Source organism: Mycobacterium alsense (genome assembly GCF_002086635.1).
Classification (GTDB): Bacteria; Actinomycetota; Actinomycetes; order Mycobacteriales; family Mycobacteriaceae; genus Mycobacterium; species Mycobacterium alsense.
In genome coordinates this window covers 1-26,527 of record NZ_MVHD01000053.1, presented here as the reverse complement: position 1 = coordinate 26,527, position 26,527 = coordinate 1, and the positions used below count along the sequence as shown (strand labels likewise).

16 protein-coding genes are annotated in these 26,527 nt (G+C 71.5%); 12 read left to right on the top strand and 4 right to left on the bottom strand.

Annotated features, from left to right (window positions below):
* Nucleotides 1-2: 2 nt before the first annotated feature.
* On the bottom strand, nucleotides 3-1,328 hold the full coding sequence (locus tag BST11_RS22245; protein WP_244897748.1) for a condensation domain-containing protein: 1,326 nt from the start codon (nucleotides 1,326-1,328) through the stop codon (nucleotides 3-5).
* Nucleotides 1,329-1,942: 614 nt separating this feature from the next.
* Here BST11_RS22245 and BST11_RS22240 point away from each other — a divergent pair.
* The 11 genes from BST11_RS22240 (at nucleotide 1,943) to BST11_RS22190 (ending at nucleotide 22,720) form a co-directional block, all read left to right on the top strand.
* Nucleotides 1,943-2,707 (top strand): thioesterase II family protein, encoded by a 765-nt coding sequence (locus BST11_RS22240; protein WP_083140205.1) that lies wholly within the window; start codon nucleotides 1,943-1,945, stop codon nucleotides 2,705-2,707.
* Between the two features lie 441 nt (nucleotides 2,708-3,148).
* Nucleotides 3,149-4,471 carry a beta-ketoacyl [acyl carrier protein] synthase domain-containing protein gene (locus BST11_RS22235; protein WP_083140203.1) on the top strand — a complete coding sequence of 441 codons (1,323 nt, stop codon included), beginning with the start codon at nucleotides 3,149-3,151 and terminating at the stop codon, nucleotides 4,469-4,471.
* Nucleotides 4,471-7,524, top strand: coding sequence for a mycobactin polyketide synthase MbtD (gene mbtD / locus BST11_RS22230; protein WP_083140201.1), 3,054 nt, complete (start codon nucleotides 4,471-4,473; stop codon nucleotides 7,522-7,524). The genes BST11_RS22235 and mbtD overlap by 1 nt, the downstream gene beginning before the upstream one ends.
* 16 nt (nucleotides 7,525-7,540) lie before the next feature.
* Nucleotides 7,541-13,378 (top strand): non-ribosomal peptide synthetase, encoded by a 5,838-nt coding sequence (locus tag BST11_RS22225; RefSeq protein WP_276034196.1) that lies wholly within the window; start codon nucleotides 7,541-7,543, stop codon nucleotides 13,376-13,378.
* Nucleotides 13,363-14,007, top strand: a complete 645-nt coding sequence (locus BST11_RS28015; RefSeq protein WP_169834946.1) for a phosphopantetheine-binding protein — start codon at nucleotides 13,363-13,365, stop codon at nucleotides 14,005-14,007. The genes BST11_RS22225 and BST11_RS28015 overlap by 16 nt, the downstream gene beginning before the upstream one ends.
* Nucleotides 14,004-18,425 carry a non-ribosomal peptide synthetase gene (locus BST11_RS22215; RefSeq protein WP_083140195.1) on the top strand — a complete coding sequence of 1,474 codons (4,422 nt, stop codon included), beginning with the start codon at nucleotides 14,004-14,006 and terminating at the stop codon, nucleotides 18,423-18,425. The genes BST11_RS28015 and BST11_RS22215 overlap by 4 nt, the downstream gene beginning before the upstream one ends.
* Complete coding sequence (gene mbtG, locus BST11_RS22210) at nucleotides 18,422-19,720, top strand: NADPH-dependent L-lysine N(6)-monooxygenase MbtG (RefSeq protein WP_083140193.1); 1,299 nt, start codon at nucleotides 18,422-18,424, stop codon at nucleotides 19,718-19,720. The genes BST11_RS22215 and mbtG overlap by 4 nt, the downstream gene beginning before the upstream one ends.
* Nucleotides 19,698-19,913: an MbtH family protein gene (locus BST11_RS22205; protein ID WP_083140191.1), complete on the top strand. Its 216-nt coding sequence runs from the start codon at nucleotides 19,698-19,700 to the stop codon at nucleotides 19,911-19,913. Before mbtG ends, BST11_RS22205 begins: the two co-directional genes overlap by 23 nt.
* A gap of 75 nt (nucleotides 19,914-19,988) precedes the next feature.
* Nucleotides 19,989-20,456 (top strand): VOC family protein, encoded by a 468-nt coding sequence (locus tag BST11_RS22200; protein ID WP_067316292.1) that lies wholly within the window; start codon nucleotides 19,989-19,991, stop codon nucleotides 20,454-20,456.
* A gap of 102 nt (nucleotides 20,457-20,558) precedes the next feature.
* The gene (locus BST11_RS22195; protein WP_083140189.1) at nucleotides 20,559-21,464 is read left to right on the top strand and encodes an alpha/beta fold hydrolase; all 906 of its coding nucleotides are present in this window, start codon (nucleotides 20,559-20,561) and stop codon (nucleotides 21,462-21,464) included.
* A 20-nt stretch (nucleotides 21,465-21,484) separates the two neighbouring features.
* Entirely contained in the window at nucleotides 21,485-22,720 is a 1,236-nt protein-coding gene (locus tag BST11_RS22190; RefSeq protein ID WP_244897746.1) for a WS/DGAT domain-containing protein, read from the top strand.
* 2 nt (nucleotides 22,721-22,722) lie between these two features.
* Here the strand turns inward: BST11_RS22190 and BST11_RS22185 are convergent, their stop codons facing one another.
* Both BST11_RS22185 and BST11_RS22180 read right to left on the bottom strand, forming a co-directional pair.
* Nucleotides 22,723-23,346 (bottom strand): MarR family transcriptional regulator, encoded by a 624-nt coding sequence (locus BST11_RS22185; protein WP_083140187.1) that lies wholly within the window; start codon nucleotides 23,344-23,346, stop codon nucleotides 22,723-22,725.
* Nucleotides 23,343-24,941 (bottom strand): pyruvate, phosphate dikinase, encoded by a 1,599-nt coding sequence (locus BST11_RS22180; protein WP_211284759.1) that lies wholly within the window; start codon nucleotides 24,939-24,941, stop codon nucleotides 23,343-23,345. The genes BST11_RS22185 and BST11_RS22180 overlap by 4 nt, the downstream gene beginning before the upstream one ends.
* A 112-nt stretch (nucleotides 24,942-25,053) precedes the next feature.
* On the opposite strand from BST11_RS22180, the gene BST11_RS22175 reads away from it, so the two are divergent.
* Nucleotides 25,054-25,563: a DoxX family protein gene (locus tag BST11_RS22175; protein WP_083140183.1), complete on the top strand. Its 510-nt coding sequence runs from the start codon at nucleotides 25,054-25,056 to the stop codon at nucleotides 25,561-25,563.
* Between the two features lie 13 nt (nucleotides 25,564-25,576).
* On the opposite strand, the gene BST11_RS27680 is transcribed toward BST11_RS22175, so the two are convergent.
* The coding region (locus BST11_RS27680; protein WP_211284761.1) for a hypothetical protein at nucleotides 25,577-26,527 on the bottom strand (951 nt) is incomplete at its 5' end.

The following is a 26,527-nucleotide window of genomic DNA, read 5'->3' as shown; positions in this document are numbered from 1 at the left end:
GCTCACTCGATGACGCCCGAAAGTTCGAATTCGGCGAGGGTACGCGCCGCCAGGTCGCGCAATTCGGGCTTGGAGTTGTTTTTGCCGGGCCGGTAGGCCGCGACGGTGATGCACATCTTCCCGCCAATCCGCAGACACCACAGGGCGAGTTCGCCTCCTGCCTGCTCGAGGTCGTGCCGCTTGACGCCCTGGATGCCGCCCCGCCCGAACACGCATTCGGCCTCCGTGCCGTCGGGGCGCGCCGCGATCGGGGCGATGTCGCCCATGCTGGAATTCGCGACCGGCAGATCGTCGTACGCGAATGCGGCCTCGGTCACCCGTTTCAGCACCCCCTTGGGGGTGAAGGGCACCAGCGGTGCGAGGGGAAGCATCGGGGACGCCCGCTCCGGGGCCTCCCGCAGGGTCTCGAACGTGCGCCGGACGGCCGCGCGGGTAGCCGACAGATCGGTCGTCACGCCCGCCGGGTCGACGTCGATGCTCACGTACGACAGCGTGTTGGCGCGGGTGTCGTTCTCGGTGCGGTCGCTGAGCGGGATCTGCAGGACGACGGCGCCGTCGCCGGCGCGTCGGCGCCCAAGTCGCTCACCGAGTTTCGCGGCGAGCCCCGCCACCAGGTGATGGCTGGAGCCACCCAGCGCGCGCGCTCGCGCATCCCACTCGTCCTTGTCGATGTGGATCGAGATGGCCGGCACCACGACTCGCCCATCGCTGTCGGCGTTCCGGGCGGCGGTGGGTTGCGACGGGCGCGTCCGGGCCGTGCCCTGCGTGGGGTCGCGCGCCATCTTTGCCGCCGCGACGGCCGCCCGGACGGCCGCGGGGACGTCCCGGATGGTTTGGCGCGCGTCCTGAGCGAGGGCGCGCGGCCGGGTGCGCGACGACGGCGGCGGGTAGCCCAGCTCGCGCGTGTGACCGCCGGCCGCCTCGGCGACCGCCTTGCCTATCCCGAGGCCGTCGATCAGGCAGTGCGACGCCACCAAGGTGACCGCGGTCGAGCCGTCGGTCAACGGAAGGACCCCGAGGTGCCAACCCGGCCCCCGCTCGGGGTCGACCGGCAGTTGGGCGCGTTCGTCGAGCCAGTCGCTCAGCTCGGCGCGCGGGCGGGCGGACTCGGCCATGTCGATGCCGGCCGGCCACCGGTCCCGCACCCATCGATCGCGGGCAAACGGCAGCGGCGAACGCTCGATGCGCCGCCCCAACAAGCCGTAGCCGAGGTTGTGGTGGAAACGCCGCAGCCCTTCGACGTTGACCGGGTGCTCGTAGACCCAGACGCATTGCACGATCGCGTTGCGGTCGAGCGCCCGCAGCGTGCGGAACATGGCTTGGTCCATAAACGACAGCCGATTGTCGGCCCGCACCGCACCGTCGGACGCGTTGCGCCCCGAGAACGAGCGCCGGGTACGCGTTTGAAGTTGCACTGGTCAGCCCCCGATCGTTGCGGTGGAGTGCCGGGCGCCGATTCTCGCCGCCGTTTGGTTACCGCGGTCCGGGGCCCCATCAGGGGTTCGACGCGCGTTCGAGGCCCCTTCAACCCCTTTGTGCCAAGTGTACGGATGTGTCGGGATTCACGAGGTCCGACGGATTAACGGTCGACCACGCGGGTATTTAGGCAACCATGTGGCTGACCCCGGCACCGGTCGTCCGGCGATCGTCTGCGCCTAAGGGCCCGGTCCCCCGGTCAAACGCGGCTTGTGAAAAGGACAAGCCCTCGATGGGACGCGCCGGTCGAAACGCCAGCGATGACAACGACTTTCGGGGACTTTCGGGCGCGGTCACCCGGCCGGCCAGGTGTAGCCTGGGATCATGTTAGGGCGCGACCCCGGCGCCGCTACGCGCGACTTTCGCGACCGGCCGCAGCAACCCGATCAAGCGGGTCGATTCGACAGCGGCCAAGCAAGGACCACAGCAAGCGTGCAACCGAACGTCCATAAGGAGGGCGGGCCAGATGACCAGCGATGAAAGGGCTCATGTGCCAACGACGTTCGCCCCCTGGATCAAACGCCTGCCGGGACCCAGTGGGGAGCCGTACCGGGGCGGGATCGTGGTGTTCCCCCACGCCGGCGCGGCCGCCACGAGCTATCGGAAGTTGGCAGAAAAACTCGCCGCCGGCGGGGACACCTTCGTGGTGCAGTACCCCCAGCGGGCCGAGCGGCTCAACGATCCCGCGCCGCAAACCGTGCATGACCTGGCCTTCGGCCTGTTCGAGGCGGGGCCATGGCGCAAGGCGGCGCCGCTTCGGCTGTTCGGGCACAGCATGGGCGCGGTCGTCGCTTTCGAATTCGCCCGGATCGCCGAGCAGCGGGGGATCGCTGTGCGAAAGCTGTGGGTTTCGGCCGGGCCGGTGCCCTCCAGCGTCGCCAGCCTGGCCGATCTGCCGACCGACGACGAGGAACTGCTCGCGGACCTCGCCGACCTGGGCGGGACCGACTCCCGGTTGCTGGCCGACGAGGAGTTCGCCGAGCTGCTGGTCAACGCGGCGCGTTGCGATTACGAGGCGCTCAACCGCTACGACTGCAGCGACGGCGTCCGTATCCGTGCCGATATCCACGCCGTCGGCGGCCGGCACGATCGCCGCGTCGACGCCGGATCGTTGCGCCGCTGGGCCAAGCACACCAACGGGACGTTCGCGTTGTCGTTCCTCGACGGCGGTCACTTCTACCTCGACAACCACATCAACACCGTGGGTAACCGGGTCATCACCGAAGTCTGATATTCGCCCGCTCACGCTGTTTTGACGCCGACGTAAATTGGCCTGGGGGCACAGCGGGAGACGCGCAGACTCAGCCCCGACGTGACACCAAACACGCTTCGGGAGAAGGGCTTAACGCATCGATCGCGACGACGGCCATGGCCGCGGTAAACCTGAGAATTCGTCGGTGACGGGGTTTGTCCCCAACCGGTGCGGGTAGACCGATGTGAGCGCGCAGAAGGGCGACCCCCGAGGTCGTTCCGCTCGGCGCGTGAAGTCGCCGGCGTGCAAAGCCATCGCGCCGGTTAGCCGAAAAACCAACAGCACCTCCGAACCTTTGGTGGGTGGAGCTTCGGGGGCTTCTCGGAGGAGTCATTTTGATGACGCGGTGCGTTGTGACGGCACACATTTTGTGCCGATGTATGAGTCGGGGGGCGGCAGTCGCCAGTCGAGTCACTGCCGATGTCTGATCGCCCGCCCGATCCCGCCTTGGATCGCGATCCTGTGGTCGTCGTGGGCATGGCGATCGAGGCGCCCGGAGGTGTCGACAGCGCCGAGGGCTATTGGGAGATGTTGTCGCGGCGGCGGGAGGGGTTCAGCCCGTTTCCCACCGACCGGGGGTGGCCGATTCGCGAGCTGTTCACCGGGTCTTGCCGTGACGGCTTCAAGCGGATCCCCGACCGCGGCGGATTCCTGGCCGGCGCGACGACATTCGACCCGGCCTTCTTCGGCATCTCGACGCGCGAGGCGATTGCCATGGACCCGCAACAACGCGTCGCCCTGCGGGTTTCGTGGCACGCACTGGAAGGCAGCGGCATCAATCCCGACGACCTGGCCGGCCACGACGTGGGCTGCTACGTCGGCGCTTACGACACCGGATACGGCCCGGACATGACCCAGTTTTCCCGCCATAGCGGCCACTTGATGAGCGGGACCGCCCAAAGCGTCATCTCCGGCCGGATCGCCTACACCCTCGGGCTGGCCGGCCCGGCCATCACCGTCGACTCCTCCTGCTCGGCCGCGCTGGTGGCATTTCACCTGGCGGTGCAATCGATCCGGGCCGGCGACTGCGACATGGCGCTGGCCGGCGGGGTCTGCGTGATGGGCTCTCCCGGATTCTTCGTCGAGTTCTCCAAGCAGCATGCCCTTTCCGACGACGGCCGGTGCCGTCCGTACAGCGCGCAGGCCAGCGGGACGACCTGGGCCGAGGGCGCCGCGATGTTCGTGCTGCAGCGAAAGTCGGCCGCGCTGCGCAACGGTCGACGGATTCTCGGCGAAGTCCGCGCCAGCACCCTCAACCAGGACGGGCGGAGCGCGGGCCTCACCGCGCCATGCGGCGCGGCGCAGAGCCGGCTGTTCCGCCGCGCCCTGAGTCAGGCCGGGCTCCGGCCCGAACAGGTCGGAATGATCGAGGGGCACGGCACGGCCACGACGATCGGGGATCGCACCGAATTGCGGTCGCTGGCCGAAACGTACGGCGCCACGGAACCCGGTCAGGGGGCGCTGCTGGGCTCGGTGAAGTCCAACTTCGGCCATGCGCAGTCGGCCGCCGGTGGGCTCGGGCTGGCCAAGGTGCTGCTGTCCGCCGAGCACGGCGCCGTCCCGCCCACACTGCACGCCACCGAGGCCAGCCGGGAAATCGACTGGGACAGCCAGGGTTTGCGGCTGGCGCAGGAGTTGACCCCGTGGCCGGCCGTGGACGGGCAGCGCGTCGGCGCCGTTTCCGCGTTCGGGATGAGCGGCACCAACGCCCACGTGATCGTTTCGGTGACGGAGGCCGCGTGATGTCGGACCGTCGACTGCCCGATGACCGCGTGCCGGTGCTGCTCAGCGCGCACGACAGGGACCTCGTCCGCCGGGACGCGGCCGCCGTCCTCGACTACCTGGAGCGCCTCGAGGAGCCCGAAGACCCGACCGCGCCGGTGGGCGCCACCCTGGTGCGCACGCGGCGGGTCCGCCGTCACCGCGCGGTGGTCCGGGCACGGAATCGCGGTGAACTGGAGGCGGGGTTGCGCGCGCTGGCCGCCGGCGAACACCACCCGCTGGTGACGAGGTCCTCGGGAAACCCCGGCGCGCGAACCGCTTTCGTGTTTCCGGGGCAGGGCAATCAGTGGCCCGGTATGGGCGCGGAAGCATATTGGCGGCTGCCGGCATATCGGACGGAGGCCGACCGATGCGCCGAGACGTTCGTCGCGGCGGGCTTTCCATCGCCATTGACGTACCTGTTGGCCGACAAGGCCCGGGAATGGTCGCAGATAGACATCCAGGGCGCGCAATTCACGCACGCCGCGAGCCTGGCGCAGCTGTGGCGGTCCTGCGGCGTGCTCCCGGATATCACCTTGGGGCACAGCCTGGGAGAGGTCGCGGCCGCCTACGTGGCCGGCGCGGCGGCGCTGCCGGACGCAGTCGCCGTCGTGGCCGCCCGCGCCGCCGTCGTCGACCGGCTGCCGGGCCGGTACGGCATGGCGGTTCTCGGCGTGGGCGTCAGGGACGCCGAGCGGTTGATCGCCGAAACGCCGGGCTGGCTCGAGGTGTCGGTGGTCAACTCTCCGTCGTCGAGCGTGGTGTCCGGAGACCGTGACGCCGTGGCCGGCATCGTCCGGCTGGCCGAACAGGACAGCATCTTCGCCCGCGAGCTGGACGTCGAATACCCGGGCCACACCAGCAAGTTGGAGTCGTTGCGCGGCACGCTGGGCGACCTGCTGCCCGCGTCGGCGTTTCGCGACGCCCCGGTCGAGTTCGTCAGCTCGGCGCGCGGCGGCGTGGTCGGCGCAGGCACCGATTTCACCGACTACTGGTACCAAAACCTGCGCAACAGGGTCCGCTTCGACGAGGCGGCACAGACGGCGCTGCAACGTGGTGCCGGCACGTTCGTCGAAATGTCCGCCCACCCTTCGCTGCTCTACGCGCTCGACGAGCTGGCCGAGGACGCGGTGATGGTGGGTTCCGGTCGCCGTGACGAGCCCGTCGTCGACCAACTCTCCGCCAACATCGTCACCGCCGCGCTGGCCAACCCCGGCTACCGGTGGGCCGACCTGGTGGGCGCCGACGACCAGCGGCCGCTGCGGGCGTTTCCCACGGCACCCATGCGCGAGGTACACCTATGGGCCACGCCGGAGCCGTTGCCGCCCGTGCCCGGCTCCGTCGTGGGGGTCTTCTTCGAGGAATGGGAGCCCCACCCGCAGATCCAACGCGCCGAGCCCGACCAGCCACCGCGTGGTGTCGCGATCGTGGCGGCGGATCCGGACGATCCGCTGGCGCGCCACTTGACCGACGCCGTCGCGGCGCATCGCGGTTGCAAGGTCACCAGCACCGACGAGGCGGAGGTCGCGGTGGTGGTGGCGCCGGCCCCACGGCACTCCGGTGTGCCGGATGCCGTCGACGAATTCCGCCGCGACGCAGGGCGACTCGATTATCGCCGGGCGATTGGTCCACGCTGTCGGCGCGCCTGGCTGGTCACCCGATGCGGCGAGCGGGTGGGCCCCGAGCCGTCGGCCGCGTCGCCGGCGCAGGCGGCGCTGGCCGCCGCGCACCGCAGCGTCGGCTTCGAATTCCCCGACTGCGCGTTCGCGCACCTCGACCTGCCGGCGCGCGGGATCGATGCCGAAAGCGCCCGCCGGTGCGCCGACGTGCTGCTGGGCGACGCGACCGAGGTTGCGCTGCGCGACAGCGAATCCGGTGCCGCCGGGGGCGCCGGGGCGGCTTGGTTCGTCCGGGCGTTGCGCGAGTGCGCCGACCCCGCGCCCGAACGCCTCCTGGAGGCGGCGTCGCTGGACGACGTGGTGATCACCGGCGGCAACGGGACCATCGGCCTGCGGTACGCCCGGCACTGCGTCGAGCAGGGCGCGCGGCGCGTGATCCTGTTGAGCCGCAATGGTCTCGATCGAGAGCAATTGGGTCGCCTGAACGAGGGATACCGCGCGGAGGTGCACGCGCCGGCGTGCGACATCACCGACGCCGAGGCGCTGTCCAGGGTGGCCGGCGAGTACGCGGGCGAGGGCGCGTCACTGGTGATTCACGCCGCCGGCGCGGCCAGGTTCGCGCCGCACGACCAGCTGGCCGACGAAGACCTGGCAGACGTGTTCTCGGCCAAGGTGACCGGGCTGGTCTCGATGACCGATGCCTGGCCGCTGCGCCCGGATGCCCGGATCCTGGTGTGTTCGTCGGTGTCCGGGGTATGGGGCGGCTACGGACATGCCGCCTACGCCGCGTCCAACCGCATGCTCGACGTGCTCGCCGCGCAGCTGCGCGCCAAGGGGCTGGATTGCATGTCGGTGCGCTGGGGACTATGGCGGGGCACCGCGATCGCCGACACCGACGAGATCGCCCGCATCGAGCGGTCCGGTTTGGTCGCGATGGATCCCGACGCCGCCGTCATCGCCAGCCTGAGCCGCCACCGCGGCGACCCGCTGATCCTGGCCGCCGACTTCGACCGACTGCGGGTGTTTTTCGAAAGCCAGGGTGCCGCAATGCCGTTCGCGATGACGGCCGCCGAACGCGAGGCCGAGTCGGCGGACGACGACGACAAGGGCGTCGACGGCGGGTCGGTCGACGAGGTGGTGCGCGCCGCGCTCGCCGCCACCTTGAGCTTCGACTCTCCGGAGTCGGTCGATCTGAGCGAGAGGCTGGTCGACCTCGGCGTGGACTCTTTGCTGGGGGTCGACCTTCGCGACCGGTTGCGTCGCGCGATCGGCCGATCGGTGTCGCTCGGCCGGATGCTCGGCGGCATGACCGGCGTCGAACTGGTCGCGTGCCTGCGCCCCGATCCGGATGCCGACGGACAAACCACGGACGCACAGCCCGAGAGATCAGAAAGGTTGGAATCCTCGCGTGACTGACACCACGGAGCAAGCCTTGCCCTCACCCTCACAAGGACAAGGACCGATCGCCGAGCTGTCCGAGGGCCAGCGCCGGATGTGGGGCATGCAGGCCACCGATCCGGCCAGCCCGCAGCTCAACGTCTGCGCGTCCTACCGCCTCACCGGAACCGTCGACGTCGAGCGGTTGCACCGGGCGCTGGACGCCGTGGCGGTCCGGCACCCGGTGCTGCGCACCACCTACCACCAGAACGGTCAGGACCCGCATCCGGTGGTCGACGACCACCTCCGGCCCGGCTGGGCCGAACACGACCTGTCCGGGCTGGCCGAGCAGGCCCGGCAGCTGCGGCTGGAAGTGCTGGCGCAGCGTGAGTTTCGCTGCCCGTTCGACCTGACGGCGGAGTCGCCGCTGCGGTTCAGCGTGGTGCGGCTGGGCGCCGAAGAGCTGATGCTGCTGATCACCGCGCATCAGATCGCGTGGGACGACCGCTCGTGGGCGCCCTTCTTCACCGACCTGACGCGCGCCTACCTCGATCCCGCCACCGTCTGCACCCCGCTTGCGCCGCCGAGTCCCGTCGGCGCGCTCGACGACGACCTGGCCTACTGGCGGACCCTGCTGTCCGATCTTCCGGAGCCGCTGGAACTTCCCGGCCCAAATGGCTCGGCCAAACCGGGCTCGTGGCGGTCACTGCGCGCGTCGACATGCCTGTCCACCAACGCTTTCGACCGCGCCGACACCCTGGCGCGCGACAGCGGTGCGACACGGTACGTGGTGCTGCTCGCCGCGTTCTCGGCCCTGATCCACCGCTACACCCATACCACCGACTTCCTGATCGCGGCGCCGGTGATGAACCGCGGCCTGGAAACCGGCATGGAAACCGACGGCGCGATCGGCTGCTACGGCAACACGGTCGTGATACGCACCCGGCCGCAACCACGGCAGACCTTTCGCGAGCTGGTGGTGCAGTTGCGCGACACCACCGAGGAAGCCTTCGCACACCACCGCGTGGACCTCGACGGCCTGGTGCGCGAAGCCAACCCCGATCACGAGGCCGAGCGGCTGACCCGGGTGAGCTTCAGCCTGCGCGAGGCCGACGGCGGCGGCTTCAGCCCGCCCGGGGTGCGGTGTGAGCGAGGGCAGCTGGACAACCAATTCAGCACCGTACCATTGGCTTTCACGGTGGCGCCGGCAAACCCGGGCGACGCCGGAGCGCTGGTGGAGGCGGACTACCTGCACGAGGTTCTCGACACCGGTTTGGCGTGTCAACTCCTCGAGCACTATGGCATCCTGCTCGACGCTGCGCTGGCAGATCCCGATACGGAGCTGGCGCGGCTGTCGCTGATGAGCGGAGCCGACGCGGACTGGATACGCCGGGTGTCCACCGGCGAGGAGTTTTCGACTCCGGCCGGCACGCTGCCCGCGTTGGTCACCGAGCGCGCGGCGCTGTCGCCGGACGCCGTTGCCGTGGTCTACGAGGGCCGCCACTACACCTATCGGGAGATCAACGAGGAAGCGAACCGGTTGGCGCGCTGGCTGATCGAGCAGGGCGTCGGCGCCGAGGACCGGGTCGCGGTGCTGCTCGACAAGTCGCCCGAGTTGGTGATCACCGCGCTGGGCATCCTCAAGGCCGGCGCGGTCTACGTGCCGGTCGACCCGGCCTACCCCGAGGATCGGCAGACCTTCATTCTCGACGACGCCGATGCCAAGCTGGTGTTGCGCGAGCCGGTCACCGGGCTGTCGCGGTATGCGGCGGACAACCCGGGCGACGACGAGCTGGTGCGGCCGCTGCGGCCCGACAACACCGCCTACCTGATCTACACCTCCGGATCGACCGGCCTGCCCAAGGGCGTGGCGGTACCCCATGCGCCGGTCGCGGAGTACTTCGTCTGGTTCGGGGACGAATACCAGGTCGACGAGACCGACCGGCTGCTGCAGGTCGCCTCGCCCGGCTTCGACGTGTCCATCGCCGAGATCTTCGGGCTGCTGATATGCGGTGGGCGCCTGGTCATCCCGCGACCCGACGGCCTGCGCGACATCGGTTATCTGACCGATCTGTTGTACCGCGAGGGCATCACGTCCATGCACTTCGTGCCGTCGCTGCTCGGTTTGTTCCTGTCGCTGCCGGGGGTCAACCGGTGGCGCACGCTGCGCCGGGTCCCGGTCGGCGGGGAGGCGCTGCCCGGTGAGATCGCCGACAAGTTCCACGCCACCTTCGACGCATCGCTGTACAACTTCTACGGGCCGACCGAAACCGTCATCAACTCGACCAGCTACCCCGTCGAGGGCACGCAGGGCGCCCGGATCGTGCCGATCGGCCGCCCCAAGATCAACACGCAGGTCCACATCCTCGACGATGCGCTGCAGCCCGTGCCGGTCGGGGTGGTAGGCGAAATCTACATCGGTGGAACGCATGTCGCGCACTGCTACCACCGCCGTCCGGCGCTGACCGCGGAACGCTTCGTCGCCGACCCGTTCACGCCGGGCGGCCGGCTGTACCGCTCCGGGGATTTGGCCCGCCGGGATGCCAACGGCGATATCGAATTCGTCGGCCGCGCCGACGAGCAGGTGAAGATCCGCGGCTTCCGCATCGAGCTGGGCGAGATCGCGGCGGCGATCTCGGTCGACCCCAGCGTGGGGCAGGCGATAGTCATCGCCGCCGACCTGCCGCGGCTCGGTAAGAGCCTGATCGGCTACGTCACCCCCGCGGAGGGCAAATCCGTTGACGTCGAGCGCATTCGCGAACGGGTGTCCGCCGCGTTGCCGGACTACATGACGCCGGCCGCCTACGTCGTGCTCGACGAGATCCCGATCACCACCCACGGCAAGATCGACCGCGATGCCCTGCCGCAACCCGAGATCGCGGTGGCCGCCGAGTACCGCGAGCCGACCACCACGACCGAGCGCCGCATCGCCGACATGTTCGCCGAGCTGCTCGGCCACGAACGGGTGGGCCTCGACGACTCGTTCTTCGACCTCGGCGGTCACTCCCTGCTGGCCACCAAGCTGGTCGCGGCCATCCGGTCGCAATGCGAGGCGGAGGTCGGCATACGCGACGTCTTCGAGCTGGCCACCGTCGCGCGCCTGGCGGAACGGATCGACGGGTTGCATTCCGGCGCAGCGTCGGCGCCCCGGCGACCGAGGCTGACCAAGACCTCGCGCGAGGACCCCTTGCCCCTGTCGGCCTCCCAGCTGCGAACGTGGTTCGCGTATCAGGTCGAGGGACCCAGCGACGCCAACAACATTCCGTTCGCCGCCCGGCTGAGCGGCCCGTGCGACGTCGACGCCCTGGTCGCCGCCGTCGGTGACGTCGTGGCGCGCCACGAGATCCTGCGCACCACCTACGCCGAAAAGGACGGCCTCCCATACCAAGTCGTCAATCCCGCCACCGAGGTCGCGGTCCGGCAGGCGACCGGCGAATCGGAGGAATGGCTGCAGACCCAGCTCGACTCCGAGCGCCGGCACTGCTTCCGGCTGGACCGCGAGTGGCCGATACGGGTGGCCGTGCTGCGCACCGCCGACGAGCACGTGGTGTCCCTGGTGGTCCACCACATCGCCATCGACCACTGGTCCGGGGGGGTGCTGTTCACCGACCTGCTGACCGCCTACCGGGCGCGCCACGGCGGCCAACAGCCGGCGTGGGCGCCGCTACCCGTGCAATACGCCGACTACGCGGCGTGGCAGCACGCGTTGCTGGACGGCGACGGGGCGCCCGAGGACCCGGAATCGCCCACCGTCGCGGAAACGCAGCGCGACTATTGGGTGCGGCAGCTCGACGGCATACCCGAGGACACCGGGCTGCGGCCCGACCTGCCGCGGCCGCCCGTGCCCAGCGGCGCCGGCGACGCGGTCGAATTCGGTGTCGGCCCGCAGACGCGCGCCTCGCTCGTCGCGCTGAGCCGCGAGCTGGGCCTCACCGAGTTCATGCTGCTGCAGGCGGCCGTCGCGGTGCTGCTGCACAAAGCCGGCGGCGGCGTTGACATCCCGGTGGGCACCCCGATCGCCGCGCGCAGCGAACCCGAACTCGACCAATTGATCGGCTTTTTCATCAACATCCTGGTGTTGCGCAACGACCTGCGCGGCAACCCGACCCTGCGGGAGGTCTTGAGCCGGACCAGGGAGACCGCGCTGAGCGCCTACGCCCACCAAGACCTGCCCTTCGACAGGGTGGTGGAGGCGGTCAACCCGGTGCGCGCGCTGTCGCGCAACCCGCTCTTCCAGGTCGTCGTGCACGTCCGCGATCAGCTGCCGACCGACCGGGTCATCGATTCCGGGCCCGCCGGGGACACGGTGTTCACCGCCCTGGAGCCGCCGTTCGACATGGCGCACGCCGACCTGAGCGTCAACTTCTTCACCACCGACGCGGCCGGGGCCGACGGCATCGACGACGGTGCAGCCGGCTACCAGGGCAAAATCCTGTTCCGCACCGAGCTCTACCACCGCGCCACCATCGAGCGGCTCGCCGGATGGCTTACACAGGTCATCGAGGCGTTCGCCGGCGACGTCGACCAGACGCTGCGCGATGTGCAATTGCTCGACGACGAGGAGCGTCAGCGCATTCTCAACTGGAGCCGCGGCGCCCCGCCGCCGCCCGAGCGCCCGCTCACCATCGCCGAACTGCTGGAACCGAGCCGGCAATGGGGTTCGGACCGCGTCGCGATACGGTGCGGCGAGGAGCGGATCGATTACCCGGCGCTGCACCACCGTTCGGACAACCTCGCCCGGCTGCTCTGCGACCGCGGGGTGGGGCCCGGATCGCTCGTCGGCCTGTCGACGCGGCGGGGCATCGACATGGTGGTTGCCCTGGTCGCCATCATGAAGGCCGGGGCCGGGTTCTTCCCGCTCGATCCCGATTATCCGTTGGCGCGCAAGCAATTCATGCTCGACGACGTCGACCCGCGGGTCGTGGTGGTCACCGCCGACGCCGCCGACACCATGCCCGAACGTCCCGGGATGGCGTTGGTTTCGCTTGACGATCCGGACGTGCGCGCGCTGATCACCGAACCGCCGCAGTCGGGCGAACGGCCCCTCCCCAAGGCGCATCCCGACGACCCCATGTACCTGGTGTTCACGTCGGGTTCGACCGGCGAGCCGAAGGGAGTGCTGGGCACCCACCGGGCGATGACCACGCGGCTGAACTGGCAGGTGCGGCACTACCCGGTGGCCGGTGACGATATCCGTCTGGCGCAGGCCTCCTGGACGTTCCTCGAGGGCTGCATGGAGACACTGGGTGGGCTGGCCGCCGGCGCCACCACCATCCTCGCCGACGACGCCGAGCACCGCGACCCCGAAGCGTTGGCGTCGCTCATCCGGCGCCACTCGGTGGCGCAGGTGACCGCGGTGCCGAGCCTGGTCTCGACCATCGTCGATGCGTGGCCCGAATCGCTGAAGTCCTTGACCCGGTTGGTGTGTGGCGCCGAACCGATGACGGTGTCGCTGCAGGAGCGGTTACTGGCGGCATGCCGACCCGGCGCGGACGAAAGTCCCGAGTTGCTGAACAACTTCGGCGCCACCGAGACGTCCGGCGCGCTGGTCCGCGGACCGCTGACCCCGCCGGTACCCATCCTGGGCACCCCGATGCCCGACTCGCAGGTCTACCTCCTCGACGACGGGCTCAAGCCGGTGCCGGTCGGTGTCGTCGGCGAGTTGTACTACGCGGGTGGGCAATTGGTTCGGGGTTATTGGAAGCGACCGGGCCTGACGGCGGCGCGGTTCCTGCCCAACCCGTATGCCACCGAACCCGGCGCGCGGTTCTACCGCAGCGGCGACCGGGCCCGCTGGACCGAGGACGGCCGGCTGGAGTTCGTCGGCCGCGTCGACCACCAGGTGAAGGTGCGGGCTTCCGCGTCGAACTCGGCGAGGTGGAGGCCGCGCTGAAGGCGGCTGACGGTGTCGCCGTTGCGGCCGCGCGAACGTGGGCGTTAGACGGCAGCACCACGTTGGCCGGTTACGTCGTGCCGTACGAGCCGTGCGCCGACGACGCGGCCAAGTCGGCGTTCGCGTCGGCGGTGCGCGCCGAAATCAGCACGCTGCTACCGGGATACATGGTGCCGTCGTCGATCACCGTGCTCGACGAGATGCCCACGACCGAATCGGGCAAGCTGAATCGGCCCGGTCTGCCCCAGCCGGCGGTGAGCACCACGGGCCACAGCCAACCCCCGCAAACCGACACCGAGCGCGCGCTCGCGAGCGTCTTCGTCGACCTGCTTCCGATCACCGAGATCGGACGCTTCGACGACTTCTTCGCGCTCGGCGGCGACAGCATCCTTTCGGTGCAGCTCGCGGCGCGGGCGCGGGACGCGGGGCTGCCGGTCAGCCCGCGGATGGTGTTCGAGAACCCGACCGTGCAGTTGCTCGCGGCCGCGGTGGAGGCGGCGCCGCGGGCCGACGCGGACGACGACTCCGAAACCCGGTACGCGCCGATGAGCACGTCGGGGTTGTCCGAGGACGACCTGGCGGCGGTGACCCGGTCCTGGGCCGGCTCGGCGGATCGGGGCACCCCGTGACCGCCACCGACACCCGCATGCCCCCGGGGATCGAGGATGTGATGGCGCTCAGCCCCCTGCAGGAGGGGCTGTACTCGCTCACCATGCTGTCCGGGGACGCCGCCGACGGCGCACCCCCGGGCACGGAGGGCCCGGTCGACGACCCGTACGTGGTCGGGATCATCGCCGACATCACCGGCGAGCTCGACGTCGAGCTGCTGAAGGCTTGCGCCGCAGCGATGTTGGCGCGGCACCCGAACCTACGGGCCAGCTTCGTCAGCCGCGACATCCCGCGGCCCGTGCAGATCGTGCCGTCCCGGGTCGAGCTGCCCTGGCGGCAGGTCGCCGCGCGGCCCGAGGACCTCGAGGACCTTCAGGCCGGGGAGCGGCGCCGCCCGTTCGACCTGGAACGCACCCCGGCAATCCGCTTCCTGCTCGTCGAATTGCCGGACAGCCATTGGCGTTTGGTGATCACCGCGCACCACATCGTGATCGACGGCTGGTCCCTGCCGCTGTTCGCCGCCGAGATGATCGCCCTGTACGGGGCGGGCGGAGACGCGCAGGCGCTGCCCGCGCCGCCGCGGCCCTACCGGGACTACATCGGGTGGCTGTCGGGCCGTGATCGTGCCGTGAGCGAACAGGTATGGCGCGAGCATCTCGAAGGCCTGTCGGGCCCGACGCTGTTGTCGGCGGCGATGACGTCCCAAACCCCCGGCGCGGCCCTGCCGCGACGCACCGAGTTGCGGGTCGACCGGTCGACCACCGAACGCCTGACCGGCGGCGCGCGCGGCAACGGGATCACCGTGAACACGCTGATGCAGATGGCCTGGGCGCTGGTGCTGTCCCGCTCGACCGACCGCAACGACGTGGTCTTCGGTGTCACCGTGTCGGGCCGGCCGCCCGAGCTGGTCGGGGTGGAAACCATGATCGGCCTGTTCATCAACACCGTGCCGCTGCGGGTGCGCCTCGACCCCGACGACTTCGTGGGCGCGCAATGCCTCGGCGTGCAAAGCAGTGCGGCGCTGCTGCGCGAACACAGCTACCTGAGCCATGCCCAGCTGCGGGCGCTGGGCGGGTTCGGCGAAATGTTCGACACCCTGCTGGTGTACGAGAACTTCCCGACCGGGGGACTGGCCGACGGCGGCGAATTGACCGCCCGCGGAGCGACGTTCCGGCCCGCGGGGCTGGAGAGCGTGTCGCATTTCCCGGTCGCGCTGGCGGCTTACCTGGAAGACGACGAGCTCGTGCTGCTGGTGGAGGTGATCGACGGCGCGCTGGGCGCGACGACCGGCGCGCTGTTGGGCCGCCGGGTGCTGACCGCCGCAGAGCGGCTGCTCGAGCTGTGGGACCGTCCGCTGCGGGAGGTCAGCGTGCTGCTCGGCGACGAGGAGGTCCGCGTGCACCCCGCCGAGGCGCCCGCGCCGGCGCCGGGCCTGCACGCCCGGTTCGCCGAGGTCGCCGGGGCGACGCCCGACGCCGTCGCGTTGAGCTGGGCCGGCGGCGCCCTGAGCTACGGCGAACTGGACGCCGCCGCCAACCGGTTGGCCGCGGCGCTGGCGGCGCGCGGCGCCGGCGCCGAAACCCCAATAGCGATAAGGCTTGCGCGCGGCCCGCAGTACGTCGTCGCGCTGCTGGCGGTGCTCAAGGCCGGCGCCGTGTGCGTGCCGCTGGAACCGGGGACCCCGCCCGAGCGGGTGGAATCCATCCTGCGCCAGAGCGGCGCGACGATCGTCGTCGATGAGGACCTGCTGGCCGGCGCCTCCGACGGGACGGGAGACTTCCGGCCCGCCGACATCGGGCCCGGGCAGGCGGCCTACGTCGTGTTCACCTCCGGGACAACGGGAGAACCCAAGGGCGTCATCGGAACTCACGCCGCGCTGGGCGCATACGCCGACGATCACATCGACGCCGTGCTGCGGCCCGCGACCGAGCGGCTGGGTCGCCGGCTGCGCATCGCGCACGCGTGGTCGTTCGCCTTCGACGCCGCGTGGCAACCGCTGGTCGCGCTGCTCGACGGGCATGCCGTGCACGTCGTCGACCAGAACACCCAGCGGGACGCCGAGTCGCTGGTGGCCGCCATCGCCGAGCACCGCATCGACATGATCGACACCACCCCGTCGATGTTCGCTCAGCTCAAGGCGTTTGGCTTGTTCGAGCGGGTGCCGTTGGCGGTGCTGGCGCTCGGCGGGGAAGCCATCAACGCGCCGACGTGGGCGGCCATCCGAGACGAGTGCGCGCGCACGGGAATGGCGGCCTACAACTGCTACGGGCCCACCGAGACCACCGTCGAGGCCGTCGTCGAGACCATCGCCGAGCACGAGGAGCCCTCGATCGGCAGGCCGACCGGGCGGACGCGCGCCTACGTGCTGGACTCGGCGCTGCGGCCGGTGCCGCACGGCGCGGCGGGCGAGCTCTATTTGTCCGGTGCCCAGCTCGCCCGCGGCTACATCGGCCGGTACGCCGAGACCGCGGCGCGATTCGTCGCCGACCCCTTCGCGACCGGTGAGCGGATGTACCGCACCGGCGACGTGGTGCGGCGCCACCCGGACGGCTCACTGCCCTATCTGGGGCGCGCCGACGCGCAGGTCAAAATCCGCGGCTTCCGCGTCGAACCCGACGAGATCGCCTCGGCGCTGGAGTCGCATCCCGGCGTGCGCAAGGCCGGCGTCGTGGTGGGCGGGGGCAGCCGCGCACCCCGGCTGACCGCCTACGCCGCGGTCACGGACGGGGCGGCCGGGCCCGCCGCGGCCGAGCTCCGCGCGACGCTGGGCGAGCGGCTGCCGCACTACATGGTTCCGCAGCGCATCGTCGTCGTGGACGAGATCCCGTTGACGCCCAACGGCAAGCTCGACGAGACCGCGCTGGCCCGGCTCGACTCCACCCCCGATGCGGGGTCCGAACCCGAGACCGCCACCGAAACCGCGCTCGCCGAGCTGCTTTCCGACATCCTGGACAGCGAACGGGTCGATGTGACGGCCGACTTCGTCGAGCTGGGATTGGACAGCATCGTGGCGCTGTCCGTGGTGCGCGCGGCGCGCCGCCGCGGCATCGCGCTGCGCGCCCGGCTCATCCTCGAGTGCGCCAGCATCCGGGAACTCGCCGCCGCCATCGACAATGAAGTGGCCCACGTCGAGCACCACGACGACGATCTCGGCGGGCCGATCCCGTTGCTGCCCAACGCACACTGGCTCTACGAATACGGCGAGCCGCGGCGGCTGGCACAGACCGAGGCCATCAGGCTGCCCGCCGGCATCGACGGCGACCGGCTGCGCGCGGCGCTGGCCGGCATCGTCGAGGGCCATGAGGCGCTGCGCGCCCGCCTGGACCGCGACACGATGACCCTCGTTCCCGGGCCGGTGCCCGACCTCCTGACCGAGGCCACGGTGTCGGGCGACCTGACGGCGGCGGTCGCCGACCACGCCGCCAAGTCGTTGGAGAGCCTCGACCCCGAACGCGGCGTCGTGCTGGCGGCGGTGTGGCTGAGGCCCCCGCGTGCCCAGGAGCCAACGGCGGGCGAGAGCGTGTTGGTGCTCACCGCGCACGTGCTGGCGATGGACCCGGCGTCCTGGCGGGTGGTGCTCGGCGAACTCGACGCCGCGCTGGCCGCGTTGGCCGCCGGCGACCCGCCCGCGGCGTCCCGCGAGCACACCGGCTGTCGGCGCTGGGCGCGAGCGTTGATCAAACGCGCCGAAACGCTTGATACCGAGCCGTTTTGGCGTTCCCAGCTCGACGGCGACGACCCGGAGCTGGGGGCCCGGCGGGTCGACCCCGGCCGCGACCGGGCCCGCGATCTGGTGGTGCGGACGGCGATCACCGATGCCGATGTCGCCGCCCGGCTCCTCAACTCCGGAATGCCGATGCTCGACCTGCTCATCGCGGCCGCGGCGCGCACGGTGACCCGCTGGCGGCAGGGCCGCGGGCAACCGACGCCACCCCCGCTGCTGGCGCTGGAGACCCACGGCCGGGCCGACGCGGTCGTCGAAGCCGCCGAGGGCCAACCGATGGACACCACCGACACCGTCGGCCTGCTGAGCGCGATGTACCCGCTGCGGGTGGACTCCGACGACCCCGCCGAAATCGGGCGGCGAACGATTCCCGGCGACGGCGTCGACTACGGCCTGCTGCGCTATCTGCGCAATGACACCGCGGCGCGGCTGGCCGGCTTTCCCGGACCGCAGTTGCTGTTGAACTACCTCGGCCGCCTGGATCTGGACGCCGGGCTTCGGCTGGACCGCGCGCTGCTGGCCGGGCTTCCGCCGTGGCCCGAGCCCGATCAGGCGGTGCGCCACGAACTGAGCATCCTCGCCACGGTGGTCGGCGCCGACGACCGGCAGGTCCTGGCGACCCAGTGGCGGGCGCTCCCCGACATCCTGGAGGAGGCGGACATCGCTGCGTTGCAATCGATTTGGAACGACGCGCTGCGGGAGCTGGTGACATGACCACCCTTGCGGTGCTGGGCGCGGGGGCCAAGGCGGTCGCCGTCGCCGCCAAGGCGTCGGTGTTGCGGCAGATGGGTGTCGACGTCCCCGAGGTTGTCGCCGTCGAGCGCACCGCGGTGGCGGCCAACTGGCACGCCAGCGGCGGTTGGACCGACGGATCCCAGCGGCTGGGCACCAGCCCGGAAAAGGACGTGGGGTTCCCCTACCGTTCGTCGCTGGTGCCGTTGCGCAACGCCGAGCTCGACGAGCGGATGATGCGGTACAGCTGGCAGGCGTATCTGATCACCACCGGGCAGTTCCGGCAGTGGATCGATCGGGGCCGCCCGGCGCCCCGGCACCGCCGGTGGCACGAGTACCTGCGCTGGGTGGCCGAGCAGGTCGGCATGACGGTGGTCCACGGCGAGGTCGACCGGCTGTCCGTCGACGGCCGGCGCTGGGCGCTGCGCACCCGCGAGCGCACCGTGCACGCCGACGCATTGATGATCACCGGACCCGGCCAGGCCGAACGGTCGCTGCTGCCGGGCAACCCGCGGGTGCTCTCGATCGCGCAGTTCTGGCATCGCGCCGCGCAGCACGAGCGGATCTGCGCCGAGCGGGTGGCGATGATCGGCGGTGGCGAGACCGCCGCCGCCATGCTGACCGAGCTGTTCGGCCACCGGGTTTCGACGATCACCGTCATCTCGCCGCAGGTGACGCTGTTCACCCGCGGCGAGAGCTTTTTCGAGAACGCGCTGTTTTCCGATCCCACCGACTGGACCGCGCTGACGCTCGAGGAGCGCCGCGACGCGATCGCTCGCACCGACCGGGGGGTGTTCTCGGCGAGCGTGCAGGACGCGCTGCTGGCCGACGACCGGATCCGGCACCTGCGCGGCCGGGTGGCCCACGCCGTCGGTCGCGACGGGCAGATCCGGCTGACGCTGAGCACCGATCGGGGCAGCGAAAACCTGGAAACCGTGCACGGCTTCGACCTGGTCATCGACGGATCGGGCGCCGACGCGCTGTGGTTCACCTCGCTGTTCAGCCAGGACGCGCTGGACCTGCTCGAGCTCGGCTTGAGCGCACCGCTCAGCTGCCAACGCCTGCAGGAGGCGATCGGCCATGACCTTTCGGTCAACGACGTCACACCCAAGCTGTTCCTGCCCAACCTGGCCGGGTTGAACCAGGGTCCGGGCTTCCCCAACCTCAGCTGTCTGGGACTGCTGTCCGACCGGGTGCTGGGCGCCGAACTGTTCACCGCCGGACCGTCGACCGCGAAAAACACAGGGAGAAACGATGAGCACCAACCCCTTCGATGACGAGACCGCCACCTTCGTCGTGCTGGTCAACGACGAAGACCAGCACAGCCTGTGGCCGGCGTACGCCGACGTGCCCGCCGGCTGGCGCCAGGTGTACGGGGAAGCCAGCCGCGCCGACTGCCTCCAATACGTCGAAGAGCACTGGACCGACATGCGACCCAGGACCCTTCGCGAGGCGATGGACTCGCGCTAGCCGCAGCGGTGAGTTTCCGCCGTCGCCGGGGTCTGTCCCGAAAGACCCCACCAACGACGACGCAAGGAGACCGCGATGCCCTCGATCACCCCCTCGCTGTGGTTCGACCACAACCTTCAGGAGGCCGCGGAGTTCTACACCTCGGTGTTTCCCAACTCGCGGATCGAGGGCTTCAACCGCACCACCGAGGCCGGTCCGGGCGAGCCGGGCACCGTCCTGTCGGGCAGCTTCGTGCTGGACGGGAACCGCTTCATCGGCATCAACGGCGGCCCGCACTTCACGTTCAGTGAGGCGGTGTCCTTCACGGTGCACTGCAAGGACCAGGACGAGGTCGACTACTACTGGGAGCGGTTGACCGACGGCGGCGAGGAATCGCAGTGCGGCTGGTGCAAGGACCGCTTCGGCATGAGCTGGCAGATCATCCCCGACCGGCTCTATGAGTTGATCGGCGACCCGGATCGGGGCCGCGCGGCGGCGGCGACCCAAGCGATGTACGGCATGCGCAAAATCGTCATCGCCGAGCTGGAGCGGGCCGTGCGCTGACGCCCTGGTGTACCGCGCCCGCCCAGGCCCGTTAGGTTGGTCCGTGCAGACCAGCCGAACAGGGAGTGGAGATGCCCGAGGATGCCGAGGGGGCCGGCGCCGATGTCTGAGCCCGGCTGGATCGACGTGCCCGGACCCGCGGGGGACCTGAAGGCCCTCACATGGGGGCCGCGGGACGCCCCGATCGCGTTGTGCCTGCACGGCTTCCCCGACACGGCCTACGGGTGGCGCAAGCTCGCCCCGCGACTCGCCGAGTCCGGGTGGCGGGTCGTCGCGCCGTTCATGCGTGGCTACGCGCCGTCGTCGATCCCGGCCGACGGCGACTTCCACGTCGGCGCGCTGATGGACGACGCCCTGCGGGTGCGCGAGGCCGCGGGCGGCACCGACCGTGACGTCGTGATCGGCCACGACTGGGGCGCTATCGCCGCGACCGGCCTGGCCGCGATGCCCGACAGCCCGTTCGCCAAGGCGGTGATCATGTCGGTGCCGGTCTCGGCGGGGTTTCGGCACAGCGGCAGCATCGCCGACCGGCTGCGGCTGCTCGGCCACCTGCCGTCGCAACTGCTGCGCAGCTGGTACATCCTGTACTTCCAATTGCCCTGGCTCCCCGAGCGTTCCGCGGCCTGGGTGCTGCCGCGGCTGTGGCGGCGGTGGTCGCCGGGATACCGCGCCGACGAGGATCTGCGGCACGTCGACGCCGCGATCGGCACGCCGGAGAGCTGGCGGGCGGCGCTCGGGCCGTACCGGGCCACGATCCGCAGCCCGCGCCCGCCGGCGCGCTACGCCGAGTTGAACCGGCTGTGGACCGAGGAGCCGCTGCTGCCCTGCCTCTACCTGCACGGCCGCGACGACGGCTGCATGACGTCGGCGTTCACCTACTGGACCGAAAAGGCGCTGCCCGCGGGAAGCGAGGCCGCGATCGTCGACCACGCCGGGCATTTCCTGCAGCTCGAACAGCCGGACAAGGTCGCCAACCTGGTGCTCACCTTCATCGGCTCGCCCGACTGAAGCGGTGGGCGGGGCGTTTCATGCACCGGATGGCCGCCGTAGACGCGCAGTTCTACTGGATGTCGGCCAAGCTGCCCAACGACCAGTTCCTGCTCTACGCGTTCGACGGCGAACCCACCGATTGCGCGCGCGCGACCGAGCAGGTGTGCGAGCGGGCGCGGGCGTGCCCGGAGCTGACGATGCGGGTGCGCGAGCGCGGCCGGCTGGCCTATCCGCAGTGGGTGCCCGCGGCCGTCGGGGCGGACCGGGTGGTCCGCCATCACCTGCGCGACGGCCGCTGGGGGGCGTGCCTGGCTGCGGTCGTCGCGCTCGCCGACGACCAGCTCGACGTGCGCCGGATGCCGTGGCGGCTGCACGTTTTCACCCCGGTGCTCGGCATTCCGGGGGTCGCCGGCGCGGGGACCGTCGCGGTCCTGCAGGTCGCGCACGCGCTGGCCGACGGTGCGCGCGCGTCGGCGATGGCGGCCTGGCTGTTCGGCCGCGCCGCGCCGGTGCCCGCGCCGGCCCGGGCGTCGCCGGGCCTGTTGCCGTGGCGGGCCATCGACGCGGCCCGCGCCCATCGCCGGCTGGTCCGTGACACCCGCGCCGGCTTGCTGGCGCCGGGGGCCGGGCCCCGGCCACTGCAGCCCACCAACGCCCGCCCGGGCGGCACCCGGTCGGTGCGCACCCTGGTCCGTCGTCGCTCGCAACTGCCCGGCCCTACGGTGACCGTCGGGGTGCTGGCCGCGGTGTCCACGGCGCTGTCGACGCTGCTCGGAGCCGGCGCCGAATCCCTGGGCGCCGAGGTGCCGATGGCCAAACCCGGTGAACCGCAGGCACATAACCACTTCGGAAACGTCGTCGTCGGGCTGCACCCGGAGCTGGACCTGGACGCCCGGATGGCGCGGATCGCGACCGACCTGGCGAACGGCCGGCGTCGCTTCGAGCACCCGGCGACCCGCGCCGCCGACCGGGCGTTCGCCGCGGTGCCCGCGGCGCTCCTGCGGTGGGGCGTCGCACAATTCGACCCCGATGCCCGCCCGACCCGGGTCGCCGGCAACACCGTGGTGTCCAGCGTCCACCGCGGGGCCGCCGACCTGAGCTTCGGGGGCGCACCGGTGGTGCTGACGGCCGGTTACCCGGCGCTGTCGCCGGTGATGGGCCTGACGCACGGGGTGCACGGCATCGGGGACACCGTGGCGATCAGCGTGCACGCCGCCGAGTCGGCCGTCGGGGACGTCGACGAGTACCTGCGGCTACTCGACGCGGCGTTGTAACGCTATTGAGCGTCACCGAATTTCGCCGCCTCCTCGCGGGTCAGGCCCATGGCGCCGATCAGCTCCTCGTGCAGCTCGAACCAGACGGTGTGGTACGAATCGATCAGCGGGCGGGTCAGCCACGCGGTATCGCCGGCCTTGATTTTGCCCAGCGCCGCAGTCAGTTTCGCGGCGTAGGCGCCCACCCGCGGCAGCTGCGTCGCCGCGGCCTCGATGATCGGCACCGCCCGTGCGTGCACCTCGTCGAGGCGGGCCAACACCGCGGCGTCGTAGGCGACGTCGTCGTGGGCGTTGGGCGCGCCGCCCGGACCGCCCTTGAGTTGCCAATCGGTGACCAGGGACTTGAAATCGGCGTTCACCGAGCGGAAGTCGTCGTAGGCCGCGGCCACGACAGCCGCATCGACGCCCGCGCGCTCCTCGGCGAGCAACGCCTGCAGCCGTTCGCGCCCGCTGGGGGTGATGCGCAGCGCCGCGCCGTCGGCCAGCAGCCCCGACCCGGTCAGCCGTTCGACGACGCCGGCGATATCGCCGGGATCGAGGCCCAGCGCCGCCAAGGTCCGGGACAGGTCGGCGGCCTGCACCCGGCCCTTGAGGCGAACCGCCTGCAGCACCGCCAGTTCGGTCACCCGGTGCGCCCGCCGTTCAGCCGCAGCGCGGTCAGCATCGCGATCAGCGGGGTGGCCGACACCACATCGGTATGCCCGGCCGCGAGGGCCGCGCGCACCCCGGCGTCGGAGGCGTCGTCCAGCCTGGGGTGATCGCCGGCGGCGTGCGCACGCAGCGGGCTGATCCGCCGCGCGACGTCGGCCAGCTCGCGCAGCTCCGGGGTGTCGTTCTCCGACCACGCCGACGGGCTCAGATCGCCTTCGCGCACCTCGCCCTCGTAGCCGTCGACGGTGACCTGCCTGCCGGCCAGCGCCGCGGCGGCGCCCTGACCGCAGCCCACCACCGCCACCCGGCCGAGCTCGCGGCTGACCACCGCGGCGTGGCTCGCCGCGCCGCCTACCTCGGTGACGATGCCCTGCGCGGCCAGCATGCCCGGGATGTCTTCGGGACGGGTGTGATCGCGGACCAGGATGACGCGCTCGCCGCGGCCGGCGGCGCCCAGCGCCTCGTCGACGTCGGTGTACGCCCTGCCGGAGGCCACGCCCGGGCAGGCCGGCAGGCCCGTGGCCAAAAGAGGTGCGGCCGAACGTGTTTCGGGTTGCAGCGCGGGCAGCAGCAGGGCCGCCACGTGCGCCGGGCTCACCCGGCGGAGCGCCTCGGCGTCGTCGATGAGCCCCTCGCGGCGCAGTTGCAGCGCCAGCCGCACCGCCGCCTGCGCCGACCGCTCGGCCGAGCGGGTCTGCAACAGCCACAGGGCGCCGTCGTCGACGGTGAACTCGATCTCCTGCACGTCGGACCCGAGGCGCTCGAGGCGCCGGGCGGCGTCGGCCAGCTGGTCGTAGACGGCCGGCTGCTTGTCGCGCAGGGCGGTGATCGGTTCGACGTCGACCAGGCCCGAGACCACGTCGTCGCCCTGGCCACCCGGCAGCCATTCGCCGAAGGGTTCATCGGCGCCGGTGATCGGGTTGCGGGAAAAGAACGCTCCCGCACCGGAATTGGCGCCCCGATTGCCGAACACCATCGCCTGCACCACGACGGCGGTGCCGCCCCGATCGTCGAGGCCGTAGTGGGTGCGGTAGGCGGCCGCGCGCGGCGAGTCCCACGAGGCGAACACGGCCTCGATGCCGGCGCGCAACTGCGCGTAGGGGTCGGCGGGCACGGGTTCCGGTCCGGCGCGGCCCACGATTCGCCGGTACATCGCCGTGAACCGCCGGCGGGTGTCGCGGGCGAAGGTTTGGCCGCCGAACCCGGCGAGCGCCCGTTCGACGGCGTCGTTCATGCCCAGGTCCAGGATCGTGTCCATCATCCCCGGCATCGAGTGCGTGGCCCCCGAGCGGACGCTGACCAACAGGGGGCGCGGGCCGCGTCCGAACGTGCGCGAGGTTTCGGTTTCCAGCCAGCGCATCCGGTCGAGCACGTCGTCCCAGATCGCGTCCATCGTCGCGGCGGGATCCGCGAGGTATCGGAGGCCGGTCTCGGTGGTGATGCAGAACGCGGGCGGCACCGGCAGCCCCTCGCGGAGCATCGCGACGATGCCGTGGCCCTTGTTGCCCAGCAGCTCCCGGGGGTGGCGCACCGCGCCGGTCAGGGCGACCACGGCGGTGCCTCGGTCGATACGAGTCGTGGTGCACCCCCTCGTCGCGCTCCGACCTGGCGGGACCTTCCCGGCGGCCCCGACGAGTATGTCAGGACTGTCCGCGCAGGCCCGATGATCTAGGTTTGCACCTATGAATGTGTATGACGTCGCGTTGCTGATCCTGCGGCTGGCGCTGGGACTGACGCTGGCTGCGCACGGCTTCAACAAGTTCTTCGGCGGTGGCCGGATACCCGGAACGGCGCGGTGGTTCGAGAGCATCGGGATGAAACCCGGAAAGTTCCACGCCGCGGTGGCCGCCACCACCGAGGTGTCCGCCGGGCTGGGCCTGGCGGCCGGGCTGCTCACGCCGATCCCCGCGGCGGGATTCGTCTCGCTGATGCTGGTCGCGGCCTGGACCGTGCACCGCGCCAACGGCTTCTTCATCGTCAAGGAGGGCTGGGAGTACAACCTGGTGCTGGCCGTCAGCGCGGTCGTGGTGGCCACCCTCGGCGCCGGCCGGCTCAGCCTGGATTGGCTGATCTTCGGACACAACTGGTTCAACGAGTGGCCCGGCCTGGCGATCTCGCTGGGGCTCGGCCTGGCCGGCGCCCTCGGCCAGCTGGCCATCTTCTACCGGCCGCCGGTCAAGCAGGCCGGCTAGGGCCCAGCTAGGGCTAGGTCGTCCCGTTCCGCCCGTTCTGGCCGAGCGGGACGCCGCCGATACCGCCGGCGCCGGGCGTGCCGGGCGGCGTACCGGTCCCGCCGTTGCCGCCGTTCCCGCCGTCGCCGACGGCGACGGCGTTGCCGCCCGTCCCGCCGTTGCCGCCGGTGTTGCCGTTGCCGGCCCCGCCGGCGCCGCCGTCGCCGCCGTTGCCGATCAGCCCGCCCTGGCCGCCGGCCCCACCGGGGCCACCGGTCGTGAGCGCGCTCTTGCCCGAATTTCCTCCGGCGCCGCCGGCGCCGCCGGATCCCATGAGCATGCCGGCGTTTCCGCCGGCCCCGCCGGCCGCGCCGCTGAATCCGCCGCCGCCGCCGGCGCCGCCCGTCCCGCCGTCGCCGAAGAGCAGGCCGCCGTTGCCGCCGGCGCCGCCCGTCCCGCCGGTGCCGGTCCCGGTGTTGTTCCCGCCGCCACCGCCGGCGCCCCCGGCCGCGCCGAGGCTCAGCATCCCGGCGTTGCCCCCGTGCCCGCCGGCCCCGGCGGTGGTTTGGCCGGATCCGCCGGTGCCGCCGTTGCCGCCGGCACCGAACAGGCCGCCGTTGCCCCCGGCCCCGCCGGCCCCGCTGCTGCCGTTGAGGCTGCTGAACCCGCCGGCGCCGCCGGCCCCGCCGTCGCCGGACAGCATGCCGCCGGCACCGCCCGCGCCGCCGGCCCCGCTGGTCAGGCCGAACCCGCCGTCACCGCCGATGCCACCGCTGGCGAACAGCCCGCCGGCGCCGCCGGCGCCGCCGGCCCCGCCCCGGCCGGTGGCGGGTGAGCCGGGATTGAAGGCGACGGCGCCCGCGCCGCCGTCCCCGGCCGCGCCGGAGAACAAGCCGGCGTTGCCGCCCGCCCCGCCGGCTCCGCCGGTGGCGCCCGCGGCGGCCGTCCTGCCGCCGGCCCCGCCCGCGCCGCCCGAGCCAAACAG